Genomic DNA, 13,682 nt, shown 5'->3' with positions numbered 1-13,682 from the left:
CCGATAAACGAAAGGTTTTTTCTCGGCGGAAGAACGACCGTCAGAGGTTTCCCTCAGGATTCTATAGGACTCGTAAACTTAAATCCTTACGGCTATCCTATAGGCGGAGACGTTATGGAAAATTATAATCTTCAGCTCAATATACCCGTTTATAAAAGTGTTGATTTTTTTATTTTTCAGGACGGAGGCAACGTTTTTTTGGATACGTCGGACGTAAGGCCTTTAGCGCTTTATAAATCGGCAGGAGCGGGCATAATGTATCTTTCGCCGATAGGGCCGATAAGTTTTTCGTACGGCTTTATTCTTACGAGGGAACCTTACTGGCCTGCGGGAGGAGTTAATTTTACCGTGGGGACTTCTTTCTAATGGAGACGGCGGAAACGGCGGAGATGGAAACATCGATTGCAAAGACGGCAGGCAACCACGTTTCAGGCTTAAGAAAAGGTTTTTCCACCGGCAGTACAAGCGCGGCGGCGGTAAAAGCATCTATAAGATACTATTTTGAAGACGAAAAATTTAATTCTGTAGAAATAAAAATGCCGGGCGGCGAAAATACCTGTTTAAAAGTTGCATCGTTATCGAAATTCAAATTAAAGCCGGAAGACGAATATATTATTTCAAAATCCGTTTTAATAAAGGACTCGGGAGACGATTTTGCGGACGTAACCGGCGGAATTGAAATTTGCGCCGATTTTACGGTTATAGATAAAAAAGATAAAAATGCCGTAAAAAGTTTTAAAAAATATTATGAAAAATTCTTGGTTTATAATATAATAAAATGTCCTTTATGCAATGGTTCGACGATAATTTTCGTATCGTCTAAAGGCATAGGGACGGTTAAGAGAAAAGGGCTGCCGGTAAAAGCGGGTTATCCGGCAATAAATCCGGTTCCGTATAAAATGATAGAATCGGCTGCCGAAGAAGAATTAAAGTTAAAAATATTAGAATTGAAGACGGGCTCAAAAGACAGCCTTAATTACGGCGGCTACGCCGGGAAAATATTTTTTTCGGTACTTTATGTGCCGAAAGGAGAAAAAATTGCGGAACGGACTTTAAATCCGAGGCTCGGCATCGAAGGAGGCATAAGCATACTTGGAACATCGGGATACGTCGTTCCTATATCTACCAAGGCATGGCTCGAAACTATTAAAGCCTGCTTAAGTTTTTTAAAAGCGAATAAAATAGACACCTGCGTTTTTACGCCTGGAAGATTCAGCGAAAAAGCGGCATTAAAAATATTTAAAAATATCCGCAGGGAAAGTTTTATAGAAATAGGCGATTACGTTTCGTATTCTTTAAGAAAAGTTTCCGGTACCGGAATTAAAAATATAATATTCGCCGGACAATTCGGGAAAATAGTTAAAATTGCCCAAGGCGCAAGAAACACTAATGCTAAATATGCCGTATTAGATTTAGGTTTTCTTGCGGAAACCGCCAAAGAAGCGGTTAAAAAGTATAGTGAAATCGACGCGGAGCATATTTACGGACTTATAATTAACTCTAATACTTCGCGGGAAGCTTTCGGGCATATAACTTCTGACGATTATAATATTTATTCGGACGATATTTTAGGCAAATTATTAAAAAAAGCCGCAGAAAAATTGTATAATATCGTAAAAAACGCCGGTAGCAACGATATCGACATAGAAATAGTACTTATAGATTACGGCGGAAACGAAATAAAAAGGGAGAGATTGTAAAATATGGCAAAAACGTCTAAGAAAGTTTATATAGTAGGAGTTTCTCCATGCTATCAGGATATTGCAAGAAAACAGATTTTAGAAATGTTTAGCGATAAAAAAAACAGAATAGATACGGTGTTTGCAAAAAAAGAAGATTCGCATCTTCTTACGTGGGTCAGGGAGCAAATATCCGCAGAAAAGAAAAGCCTAGTTCTTGAAAATAACGGAAATATAAGCAGGTTAAACAATGCTAAGATATTTTACGACGGGAAAATAAAATTTATCGAAGATTACGTTAAAGAAAATCTCGGAAAAAAAAATATTTTAATACTTGCAAACGGTGACCCTAATTTTTTCGGTATCGGCGGTACCATAATCAGCGGATTAAAAGAAAACGAAAAAAGGTTTATAGAAATATATCCGGCAATAAGCTATATGCAGATAGGATTTTCAAAATTAAAAATTCCTATGACGCATGCTTATATATTAAGCCTTCACGGAAGAAGTTTTGACGGCCTGCATCCCGTACTTAATTCCGAAAAAATAATAGGTATATATACCGATGAAATAAACACTCCTGATAAAATTTACGGCGAACTTGAAGAAAAAGGTATTTTAGAAAATTTTGAATTTTATGTCCTGACGGAATTATGCTCTAAAAACGAAAAAATATATAAAAATTTTACGAAAGAGATTTTGGAAGATATAAGCGGTAAAAAAAATATCGTTATATTAAAGGAAAAAAATCAAAAAAATAAAACTGAATCTTTGAAAGCCGAAAACCATGCAGACGGTAAAAACAGTAATAGCGGTAATTATAATAACAACGTTAATTTTGCTGGAACGGCCGCAAACGCCGTAGATGCCGTTAATGTCAATATAAATAGAAATATAATATTGGGCATAGAGGACGACAGATATATACATGCTTCCGGAGAGCCTACGAAAAAAGAGATAAGGTCGGTAAGCCTCGGTATGATGGAGATTAGAGAGGATTCAGTTATAATAGACGCAGGCTGCGGAAGCGGAAGCATAAGCATAGAAGCCGCAGGACTCGCTTTCAGAGGCAAAGTTTATTCTATCGATAAAAATAAGCAAAAAATTGAAAATCTAAAAAGAAATATGAAAAAATTCGGAAGAAATAACATAGAGCCGATATTAGGCGAACTTCCGGACGCTATAAAAAGCCGTTTAAATTTAAAATTAAAAGGCGTTAATGCGGATTCTGTTTTTATAGGGGGCGGAGGAGCCGAAAACATAGACGAAATATTGAAAGAATTTTTAAATATACTGAAAGAGAACGGAGTTATCGTAGTTAACGCCGTCACGATAGAAACTTTATATGCGGTAATTAACTTTATTAAAAACGCCGGGCTTAAATACGAAATGGTTTCCTTAAGCGTTTCAAGGCTGAAATCGATCGGCGAAACATCATACTTTCAGGCTTTAAACCAGATTTATGCAGTTAAAATTACCAAAAAGTTTTTAAAACAGAATGCAGAGACTAAAATAGAACCTAAAATCGACGGAAGACCAAAACCTGAGTCAAGTCCGCTTGCTAAAACCGGGGCTGAAACGGAACGCAAAACCGAAATTAAGCCGGAAGCGGAAACTGCGGGCAAAAAAAGAAATATGACATTTAAAATAGAAAATAGAGGCGATAAAAAAAGCGAAGAATTAAATTCTAAAATGCCTAAAGTAAAAGTAAGGAATAAAACTATAGGAGCGCCTAAGTCCGATGATGAATTTAGCGGATTAAACGCAAATGAAGGAGACGGCGCAAACGATTTAAATTACGACATAGAAAACGGCGGGAGCGGCAAAAATGAGCGTTAGCGGAAGCGGAAGCGGGGGCGTACAAAAAACTCTGTTCGTAGTCGGGGTAGGACCCGGAGATCCTGAGCTTATTACGGTAAAAGCAATAAACGCCGTGATTAAAAGCGACTATATATTTTATCCAGACGTCTGCGGAGGCAAAAACAAAACCGCTTACGATATAGTTAAAAGCGCGGTAAAATTTGCCGGTTTGGGCGGTATCGACGAAAACAGGCTTATTCCTTTGCAGGTAGAAATGAAGCGTTCTACAGGCAAAAATAAAGATTTATACAGGGAAAACGCTTTAAAAATTTATGAAAAATTGACAGACGAAAGCGTTTCGTGCGTCTCATACGTTACTCTTGGGGACCCGGCGTTTTACAGTACCTATTTCGGAATTCACGCCGCTTTTAAAGAAATTGAGGCGAAAAATTTTACTATAAATATTATTATTATTAACGGCGTTTCTTCTTTTTTGTATTCTTTCGGACTGCTTGAAGAACCGTACATAGCTAAAAATGCGAGCGTTTTAATATCGGTGCCGCTTAAAAAAAGCATAAATGAATTAAAAGCGGAAATAAAATTTATAGCCGATAAATCCAGAATTTCGCGTCCGCAAAGCATAGTTTTTATGAAAGCTGGAAACTGCGTAAAAAATATTCTGGAAGCGTTTAAAGATGTTTTAGGGGGCATATACGGAGAGAACGAAAACGATAAAATAAAACTGTATTTAATAGAAAAATCGGAAGTCGTAAAAGATTTTACAAAGAAAACCGATTTGGATTTCGATTATTTTTCAATTTTAATAGGCGTGTTTTTGTGAGGATATAAATATAATATGAATAATAAATTTTTAAAATCTAAAATATATTTTGTGTCCGCAGGTCCCGGCGACCCGGAACTGCTGACCGTTAAAGCCGCAAAAATATTAAAAAAATCGGATGCCGTTTTTTACGCAGGTTCTTTAATTAATCCTTTAATGCTTAAAATTATCAAAAAGGGCGCCGAGTTAATAGATATAAAAAGCCTTAATTTTGAAGAAATAAAAACTAAAGTCGAAAATATTTTAAGTTTAAACGAAAACAAAAACGGCATAGAAGGTTCAATTTCGGTTAAAGACGGAAAAGACGGCAGATATGACAGAGACGGAAAAGATATAAAGCGCGGAGTGAAAGTAATTTCTATACTGCATGCGGGAGACTCCTCTATATACTCCGCAATAAACGAACAGATGGCTTATTTGGAAGAGATGGGCGTGGAATATGAAATTGTACCGGGCGTCACCGCCGCTTTCGCAGCAAGCGCAGCAAACAAATCTATTTTGACCATGCCGGACGTTTCGCAAACCGTTATATTCTGCAGGGGCGAAGGAAGGACGGGCAAGATGCCCGAAGGACAGGATATAAAAAGCCTCGCAAAGCACGGAGCTACTATGGCTATATATTTAAGCTTCGGACTGATAAAGTCCGTAACCGAAGACCTGCTTGAATCTTACAATGAAGATACGCCCTGCCTTATAGCAAAAGACGTGTCTTTAAAAAGCCAGTTTTTAATAAACTGTAAATTAAAAGACGTCATTAAAAAAGCCGAAGAATTTTCAATAAAAAATATGGCGGTTTTAATAGTCGGAGAAGCTCTTAACGGGAAATATTTTAAAAATAACAAGTCGAAACTTTATGACAAGAACTTTTATCACGGGTACAGGGATTCTTCTGCCGGTTTATAATAACAATGCAGAAGCGGGCGGCGTTTGCTGCGGCGATAACGGTAATATAGATATAAATGCAGATGCAGATATTAATATAAGTATAAATATAGAAAAAATTAACTCTATAGCATTCGTTATAATATCGGAAAATTCTTTGTCTAATGCCGTTAAAATTTGCAGGGGCCTAATAAATAAAAAATCTGCCGATGAATCCGAAGCATACTATAAAATAAATTTTTTTATAGAAGAAAATAAAGAAGTTTTAATTAAATCCGCTTACGCCGCATTAATAAAGGAATTAAAGGAATTAAAATTAAATCCTTTTAAATTTAAATTTATTAATATTGAATTTGAAATCAAAAAATACAAAAAACTTTCGGACGGAGATACGGTTAAATTATTGTTTGAAAACTTCGATTATATAATATTTTTTCTTGCCGTCGGCGCAGTCGTTAGGTTAATTGCACCTTATTTGAAAAATAAGTATAAAGACCCCGGCATAATAACTGTGGACGAAGCCGGAAAATTTATAGTAAGCCTGCTTTCGGGGCATATAGGCGGAGCAAACAGGCTCGCCGAAGAAATTTCGGGATATATTGAAAATTCTATTCCGGTAATAACTACGGCTACGGATTCCAAAAATAAATTTTCGATAGACGCTTTTGCCGAAAAATTCGATTTTTATATAGAAGATGCGAAGAAAAAAGTCAAGGATTTCAATGAAGCGTCGCTTAAGGACGAAAGTTTTGAAATAATTTTGGAAGATAATTACAAAGATTTCGATATAAAACAATACGTAAAAGGTTTTATTAACGCGAAAAGAATAAAAATAAACGGGGCGTTAGATTTTAAAAATTTGAAATTAAATTCCGAAAATTTTAAGGATAAGCATAAAATAATAATAGTTACTATAAAAAAAGATTTGAACGGCTTGGAGAAGTCGAAAAACATTGCCATTTTAAGGCCGAAACGTTTAGTCGTAGGGATTGGATGCAACAGGAATACAGGTTTAAAGGAGATAGAAGATTTTGTTTCGGAAATATTCGAAAAAAACGGCATTGCTTTAAATACCATAAGAAACATTGCTTCTATAGACAATAAAAAAAACGAGCGCGGGCTTTTGGATTTTGGATTTAAATACGGCAGATTTATCGATTTCTATTCAAAAGGCGAAATAAACGCTTTTATGGAATCGTTTGTTTCAAAAAATACGCAGGTATCGTCTGAATACTTAAAATCTCCTAGTTTTAAATATACGGGGGCATATTCGGTCTGCGAACCTTGCGCAATGATGTCCGCTAAAAATTTAAGGACGCCCCTGATACCGAAGCAAAAAAAAGGAAACGTTACGGCGTCGGCGGCCGTCATAAGTATCGGTCAAATTTAGAATAAAAAATAATTGATTTAATTTAAGTTAAGGAAATGAAAAAATGAACTATGGAAAAATAACGGTTATAGGAACCGGACCCGGCGGATTGGAGCATTTAAGCAAAAAGGCTTTGGAGTCGATTATGGAAGCTGAAGCGGTTATAGGCTATTCGTCTTATTTAAAGCAGATTAGCGGTTTATTGAAAGATACGCAGGAAAAGATTCCGTTTAATATGAAAGACGAAATTAAGCGGTGCGAAGCGGCGGTTAAAAAATCTTTGGAAGGAAAAACGACTGCTTTAGTTTCCGGAGGCGATGCCGGAATTTACGGCATGAGCGGTTTATTGCTTGAAATTTTAGACGAACAGTCCCTTACCGGAAAAGTTCCCGTAGAAATAGTTCCGGGCATTCCGGCATTCTGCGCCGTGGCGGCTGCCGCCGGAGCGCCGATAACGAACGATTTTTGCGTTGTTTCGCTGTCCAATCTTTTAACGCCCTGGCAGGATATAGAAAAAAGACTAAGAGCTGCGGCGGCGGGAGATTTCGTAATAATAATATATAATCCCAAGAGCATGAAGCGGAAAGACGAGTTAACGCAGGCGAAAAATATTTTGCTGGAAACTATAGAAAAAGACAGGCCTGCGGTTATAGCAAAGGCGGTAACGAGACCCGACGAAGAAATAGTTATTACGACGCTTGAAAATATCGACAAATTCGATATAGTAAGCATGAATTCTTCCATAATAATAGGCAACGGCAATACATTCGTAAACGAATTATTCATGATAACGAGGAGAGGCTACGGAAATAAATACGATTTAAGCGGAAACGGTTTAATTGAAAAATAGACGTAAATTAAATTAAAATTAATTTGAAAAAATAAACGGAGGATAATTAAATTATGCGGATACTTGTAACGGGAGGAGCGGGTTTTATAGGCTCTAATTTATGCGAAAGGCTTTTAAACGAAGGTCATGAAGTTTTATGTATGGATAATTTTTATACCGGCTCTAAAAATAATATAAAAGAATTTATCGAAAATCCGTCTTTTGAATTAATAAGGTGGGATATCAGCCTGCCTTTTAACATAGAAGCCGATTTTATCGTCAACCTTGCTTGTCCTGCATCCGTCCCGCATTATCAGAGAGACCCTTTGAAAACTATGAAAGACAACGTTTTCGGCATATTTAACGTCATGGAAAACGCAAGACGCCTTAAAATACCGGTTCTTCATACTTCTACATCCGAAGTTTACGGTTCTCCGTCTGTTCATCCGCAGCCGGAAAATTACAACGGCAACGTTAATCCCGTTTCTATAAGGTCTTGCTACGACGAAGGAAAAAGAGCGGCCGAAACTATTATGTTCGATTACCGCAGGCAGTACGGAACGGATATAAAAGTAATAAGGGTTTTTAATACGTACGGACCTAAAATGCTCGAAAACGACGGCAGGGTAGTTTCCAATTTTATCGTTCAGGCTCTAAGAGGGCAAGATTTAACCGTTTACGGAGACGGAAAACAGACGCGTTCTTTCTGCTACGTATCCGATTTAATCGACGGAATTATGCTCTTCATTAACGATAAAAGCGGATTTACCGGACCGGTTAATATGGGAAATAACTACGAATTTACAATATCGGATTTTGCAGATTTAGTTTTACGGCTAACCGGGTCGAAATCGAAAATTAAATTAGTAGAACTGCCTAAAGACGACCCTATACAGAGAAATCCCGATTTAACGCTTGCAAAAACTAAACTAGGATATAACCCTAAGGTAGATATAGAAAGCGGAATTAAAAAAACCGTAGAATATTTTAAGAAAGTAATATCGCGATAAAATAAAATATAATAAAACCACGTAAAATAATCGTAAAATAATATGCGGAATATAATATAAACCATAAATATATATAAAAATTTTTTACTATGAATATAAATATAGACGCCGTTATTATAGAGTCGGCGATTTACATTATAGTTGCGTTTATTACCGGTTTTTTGCTGAGGGACGAAGAGTTAAAAAAAATTAAGCGCGTTATTTTGATTTTATATTTAGTCGTCGGTATAGCCGTACAGAGCGTCCTGTATTTTCTTATACTTTCCGCTGGAGTTTTGCTTTCCGCGGTATTAGTGCTAAAATATTTTAACGAATAAAATAAATATTGACGCGGCGCAATAAAAATATTGACAAGAAGGCAATTTTTATTTATACTATCTTATCAGTTATTAGTGCAATTCATAACATTATTCATTCTATATTCCCCGATAGCTCAGCCGGCAGAGCAAGTGACTGTTAATCACTGGGTCGATGGTTCGAATCCGTCTCGGGGAGCCAGTTTAAAACCTCTATAAATAAGTCTTTCCAGACTATCTTAAGATATTTCATCAAGATAGACGATAATCTTGCCACTAAAAATATGTAAAAATTTAGATATTCCACTTCCTTGAATAAAGTTTTTAGATTTTTGGACTTAGGTAAGCGGAGATGTGAAATTTATTATGCGAAAAAGCACATATAAAATAAAAAAACCTGCCGGAAGTAGTTGGTAACCGGCAGGTTAGGAGGACATTACATCGAGGAGTTAAGATGAAAACATAAAACCTCTTCCATTTTAATTATAAAACATAAAATTCAAAAAATCAATTTTTTTTAGAATTTTTTTAAAAAATTACGCCGTCTTAAACATCCTTACCATATTTGACAAATCCAAAGCCATTCTCCCAAGTTCTTCCGAAGAGGCTATGACCTGCCTGGAACCGGCCTGCGCGTTGTCCTGTGCTTTAATTATTTCTTCGGATGAAAGAGATATCTCTTCGCTAACCTGCGACTGCTCCTCAGAAGCGGTGGCAATCTGCGTTATCATCTCTTTTAGTTTGAGCATTAAAGAATTTATGTTGGATATAGCTTCGGCGGATTTTCCGGCAATCTCGGCTCCCTTGGAGACTTCCTCTTTTCCTTTCTGCATAGAGGTAACCGCATCCTGAGTGTTTCTTTGTATGCTAAGTATCATAGCCTCTATCTCTTTTGTAGCTTTTGTGGTTCTTTCGGCCAGCTTTCTTACCTCGTCGGCTACTACGGCAAAACCTCTTCCCTGTTCTCCGGCTCTGGCGGCTTCTATGGCGGCGTTTAAGGCTAGAAGATTAGTCTGGTCGGCTATGTCGTTAATTACGCCTATGATTTCGCCTATTTTTTCGGAAGAAGAACCTAGTTCGGTAATAGTGGCGGAAACGGCGGATACGGTTTTTTCAATGTTTTTCATCTCTCTCGCCACGTCCTGAACCGACTTAGTGCCGTAATCGACGACCTTTTCCGTTTCCTGAGCTTTCTGGGCGGAAGAGGAAGAGTTCTTTGCTACTTCTATTATTGCTATAGACATCTGTTTAATGGATTCTATTATGCGGGACGCTTTTTCCCTCATCTGTTCTATGGTCTTTTCGAACTCTCTCGAAGAGGAATTAAGCTGTTCGGACTGCGAGCTTAAGGAGTTGGAAGTGTTGACGATGCCTTTTACGTTGCCGGATAAAGAATCTACCAAGCTGTTGACCTGTTCTATAAGGATGCCTATTTCGCTTTCTTTATGGACGCCGGATATTTTGATTTTTGAGGTAAGGTCGCCCTTGGCGATCTGCTTGATTTTTTCGTCCACCAAGTTTAAGACCTTTATGACGGAATTTTTAAAATATAAAATTACTATCAGCGCTCCTATTAAAAATACGATAGGGAATGCTATGAATATATAATCCAGCAATTTTACCTTTTTATAATAAGATTTATTTACGATGACGCTAATCTGGGAAATTTGGGAAACCATAGGATCAAGCTGGCTGTCGAAATATTTGGTGCTCATAGCGCCGCCAAGAAGAAGAGGGTATTTTAGCAGTCTTCCCACTATGGGACGGAATATATAAAATTTATTTTTAAGGCTTTTTAACAGCAATGCGGTTTTTTGCGACGAAAATTCGTTAAGTTTCGACTTTGGCTCGCCGAAGACGACTGCCGATTTAACTTTTGCAAATCCAACGGTGTATCCGGTAAGAGCGTTGCTTACGTTTCGATATATAGGTTTTGACGCGGCAACTAATTTTAGAATCTTTGCGTCGTAAGATTTTTCAATCCGCGCTTTTGCTTTTTTAGATTTTACCGCATTCATTTTGAGCATTTTTATGCGGGATAAAAAAATAATCTGCAGGAGATTTCCTTTAAAGGTTTTAATTCCCGTCGAAGTGCCGGAAATAACGCCGGAGTTTATCATTTCGTTTTTTAAACCGTTTGAAAAATAAATTAAAAACAGGTTTACTATCAAGATAAAAATAAAACCGGCGGCAGCGATGAAATAAAGCTTGGATTTTAAAGTTTTAAGCATAAATCTTCTCCTCCCTAAGACATTATATATATTGCAATAGTTATATAAATTTTTATTATTTATTCATATAATCGGCATTATATAAAAAAACTATAACGATTAACCTTAAATAAAATTGGATTTAGAAAAAGACGTCAGATTAATTTTATGTAAAATCTTTTATCGTTAATTGTTTCTTTTCGTATACGCAAAATAAAATCTTAAAGCCGTTGTTAAAAAATATTATTTTTGTTATAATTTTTTAAACAAAATTATATATTAACTATCGCAAATAAGTAAAGGAGAAAAAATTATGCCTTTCGTATCGGTTAAGATGCTTGAAGGAAGAACTAAAGAGCAGAAAAAAAAATTAATTAAGTCTATAACCAAAAGCGTTTCCGAAAGTTTAAGCATAGACGAAAGTAACGTATGGGTAGTAGTCGAAGAGTTTCCTTCGGACGAGTGGGGACTCGGCGGGGAACTGGCCTGCGATAAGATAAAGGCGCGAAAGGAAAAGGAAGAGAATAAATGAAACCGAGAGTCTGCCTGTCGATAGGCAATACGGTATTAAAAGAAGCATACGGCGCTATAGACTACGCTAAAAGCAAAGACGTCGAATTTATCGAACTGAGGTTTGATATGATTGCCGAAACGGCACGATTAAACCGCATGAACGGTAAAAGCGGAGATAATTCATACGCAGGTTCAGCCGGCGGCAATTTTGACGAAGAAAGCATTCTTTCCGAAATTAAAAAAATAATTTTATATGCCAAGGATAAAGGAATTAAAACTATAGGAACAAACAGGGACGCTTTTTACGGTTCAAACAGATGCGTTTCGTTTTTGGAAAAGCAAAAATTTGTAAAACGGCATGCCGATGCAGAAACAGAAGAGAACGGCGGCAAACGCAGTCTTAATAAAGCTGACGTCGTGGATACTGCGGCGGCTGAAACAGAACCGGAACCGCAAAGAATTAAATTTTTAAAGTCTGTTATAGAAGCAGGCATTGATATATGCGATATAGAACTGGATATTTTAGAGCGGAAGGCCATAAAATATTTTGTAAAATTCGCTCATTTAAAAAAAACGCAGGTTATTTTATCAATTCATGATTTTAACGGACGCATAGAACTGCTCGATGCGGTCAGATATTATTTGGATTCAAGCTATTTTAAAGCCGACTATTTTAAACTTTCCGATATGGCAATATCGGATGAAGACGTTTTGGCGGTTTCGGAAAAAAATATAAAGATACGATCCATAAAATCGACCGACGAAAAAGTTTTTCCCGAATTTATAATTTTCGGAATGGGCAAAAAAGGGGCGGTTACCAGAGCATCTTCTTTGATTAACGGGTCATATCTCGCATACTGTTCTTCTCCTTTCGGAATTACCGCACCCGGGCAAATCGAGCCGGACGATTTGTATGAAACTGTAAGATTTTTAAGCAAGACGGCGCAATGACATTAATATAAAAAAGTATAATATTTTTATTATGGCTATTTATAATTACAGGGCAAAAGACAGGCGCGGAGAATTCGTAACCGGCAAAATAGAATCTTCTACCGCAGTTTTAGCAGAAAAGCAGATAGAGGATTTAAAACTCATTCCTATATCCATAGAAGAAACTTCGAGCTTTTATCTGAAAGATTTTTTTCCTGCATTTTACAGCGTTACAAAAAAAGACGTAGTAGTTTTTTCAAGACAGCTTGCAGTTCTTTACCAGTCGGGCGTGTCTATAAGCAAAAGCCTTGAATTGTTAATAGAATTTACGAGAAACAGAAAGTTTAGAGAAGTGCTTTTGAAGATTAAGTTTGACGTAGAAAACGGAATGACTTTATCTAAGAGTTTAGCTAAACATCCCAAAATTTTTTCCGAAATTTACGTCAATATGGTTGAGATTGGAGAATCGAGCGGTCTTTTATACGACACGCTGGTAAAACTTGCTCTTTTAACGGAAAAAGAAATAACCGTTAAAGCTAAAGTTAAAAGAGCGGTGTTTTATCCAAAGATAGTCGTTTCCTTAATCGTAATAGCGTTAGTAATTTTTTTAGGTTTTATTATGCCCAGCTTTACGTCTTTTTATAATAAATTTAACGTAAAACTTCCTATAGAAACCAAAGTTCTCGTAAGTTTATCCAATTTTTTCGTAAACGAATGGCTGTCGTTATTTCTTGGTGCGGTTATATTTATCGCAGGCGCGGCGATTTATTTAAATTCCTCTTACGGAAAACCTTTGTGGGATAAATGCAAACTAAAGATGCCGATATTCGGGACTATTTTTTATAAATCGGCAATGAGCAGATTCGTTAGAATATTTGGAATTTTATATAAAAGCGGACTTCCGGTAAATAAAGTTTTTGAATTAGTAAAAAACGAAACCGGCAACAAATTTATTTTAAAAAAAATAGACGATATTCAATCCGACGTTTCAAAAGGTAAATCCATAACGGAGAGTTTTAAAAATTCCGAAATATTTTCCGGCATAATTATTCAGATGTTAGGCATAGGAGAAGAAACTGGGCAGGTAGACGAAATGCTTGCCAGGGTAGCAGACTATTTCGACGAAGAGTTAGACCACCGCATAAGCATGTTGCATGCCAGTATAGAACCGATACTGCTTACCATAATTTTCGGCACCGTTTTATTTATTATCCTTGCTATATACCTCCCAGCCTTCGACGTTGTAAATTTTGCAAAAAAAGGTTGATATTTAATATGCAAAAATGATAATATTATTATATATTGATATTCATATATATGATA

The 13,682-nt window shown here is 36.5% G+C and carries 13 protein-coding genes and 1 tRNA gene; 13 read left to right on the top strand and 1 reads right to left on the bottom strand.

Translation table 11 applies throughout. From position 1 onward, the window contains the following. The 10 genes from EVJ48_08465 to EVJ48_08420 all read left to right on the top strand — a co-directional run. The coding region (locus tag EVJ48_08465) for an outer membrane protein assembly factor BamA (GenBank protein RZV37693.1) at positions 1–366 on the top strand (366 nt) is incomplete at its 5' end. Then, positions 366–1,700: a cobalt-precorrin-5B (C(1))-methyltransferase gene (locus EVJ48_08460; GenBank protein ID RZV37692.1), complete on the top strand. Its 1,335-nt coding sequence runs from the start codon at positions 366–368 to the stop codon at positions 1,698–1,700. The genes EVJ48_08465 and EVJ48_08460, both read left to right, overlap by 1 nt. Before the next feature lie 3 nt (positions 1,701–1,703). Further along, entirely contained in the window at positions 1,704–3,518 is a 1,815-nt protein-coding gene (gene cbiE, locus EVJ48_08455; GenBank protein ID RZV37691.1) for a precorrin-6y C5,15-methyltransferase (decarboxylating) subunit CbiE, read from the top strand. Then, on the top strand, positions 3,508–4,320 hold the full coding sequence (locus EVJ48_08450; GenBank protein ID RZV37690.1) for a hypothetical protein: 813 nt from the start codon (positions 3,508–3,510) through the stop codon (positions 4,318–4,320). The genes cbiE and EVJ48_08450 overlap by 11 nt, the downstream gene beginning before the upstream one ends. Before the next feature lie 15 nt (positions 4,321–4,335). Further along, entirely contained in the window at positions 4,336–5,223 is an 888-nt protein-coding gene (gene cbiF / locus EVJ48_08445) for a cobalt-precorrin-4 C(11)-methyltransferase (protein RZV37689.1), read from the top strand. Beyond that, positions 5,174–6,592: a hypothetical protein gene (locus tag EVJ48_08440; GenBank protein RZV37688.1), complete on the top strand. Its 1,419-nt coding sequence runs from the start codon at positions 5,174–5,176 to the stop codon at positions 6,590–6,592. The genes cbiF and EVJ48_08440 overlap by 50 nt, the downstream gene beginning before the upstream one ends. Positions 6,593–6,635: 43 nt before the next feature. Continuing rightward, entirely contained in the window at positions 6,636–7,421 is a 786-nt protein-coding gene (cobJ, locus tag EVJ48_08435) for a precorrin-3B C(17)-methyltransferase (GenBank protein RZV37687.1), read from the top strand. A 53-nt stretch (positions 7,422–7,474) separates the two neighbouring features. Then, positions 7,475–8,410, top strand: coding sequence for an SDR family oxidoreductase (locus tag EVJ48_08430; GenBank protein RZV37686.1), 936 nt, complete (start codon positions 7,475–7,477; stop codon positions 8,408–8,410). An 89-nt stretch (positions 8,411–8,499) separates the two neighbouring features. Continuing rightward, positions 8,500–8,727, top strand: coding sequence for a hypothetical protein (locus EVJ48_08425; GenBank protein RZV37685.1), 228 nt, complete (start codon positions 8,500–8,502; stop codon positions 8,725–8,727). 105 nt (positions 8,728–8,832) lie between these two features. Next, positions 8,833–8,908: transfer RNA gene (locus EVJ48_08420), tRNA-Asn, on the top strand. A gap of 334 nt (positions 8,909–9,242) precedes the next feature. Here EVJ48_08420 and EVJ48_08415 read toward each other — a convergent pair. Then, positions 9,243–10,937 (bottom strand): methyl-accepting chemotaxis protein, encoded by a 1,695-nt coding sequence (locus EVJ48_08415; protein ID RZV37684.1) that lies wholly within the window; start codon positions 10,935–10,937, stop codon positions 9,243–9,245. 292 nt (positions 10,938–11,229) lie between these two features. On the opposite strand from EVJ48_08415, the gene EVJ48_08410 reads away from it, so the two are divergent. The 3 genes from EVJ48_08410 to EVJ48_08400 are packed head-to-tail and all read left to right on the top strand — an operon-like array spanning position 11,230 to position 13,626. Beyond that, a complete protein-coding gene (locus EVJ48_08410) occupies positions 11,230–11,448 on the top strand; it encodes a 4-oxalocrotonate tautomerase family protein (protein ID RZV37683.1) in 219 nt (72 codons plus the stop codon). Then, positions 11,445–12,380 carry a type I 3-dehydroquinate dehydratase gene (locus EVJ48_08405; GenBank protein ID RZV37682.1) on the top strand — a complete coding sequence of 312 codons (936 nt, stop codon included), beginning with the start codon at positions 11,445–11,447 and terminating at the stop codon, positions 12,378–12,380. Before EVJ48_08410 ends, EVJ48_08405 begins: the two co-directional genes overlap by 4 nt. A 31-nt stretch (positions 12,381–12,411) precedes the next feature. Further along, positions 12,412–13,626 carry a type II secretion system F family protein gene (locus EVJ48_08400; protein ID RZV37681.1) on the top strand — a complete coding sequence of 405 codons (1,215 nt, stop codon included), beginning with the start codon at positions 12,412–12,414 and terminating at the stop codon, positions 13,624–13,626. Positions 13,627–13,682: the final 56 nt, after the last annotated feature.

It is taken from the genome of Candidatus Acidulodesulfobacterium acidiphilum (genome assembly GCA_008534395.1).
In the GTDB taxonomy this organism is placed as follows: Bacteria; SZUA-79; SZUA-79; order Acidulodesulfobacterales; family Acidulodesulfobacteraceae; genus Acidulodesulfobacterium_A; species Acidulodesulfobacterium_A acidiphilum.
The sequence above is the reverse complement of the archived record's forward strand: the minus strand, read 5'-3'. Positions and strand labels throughout refer to the sequence as shown.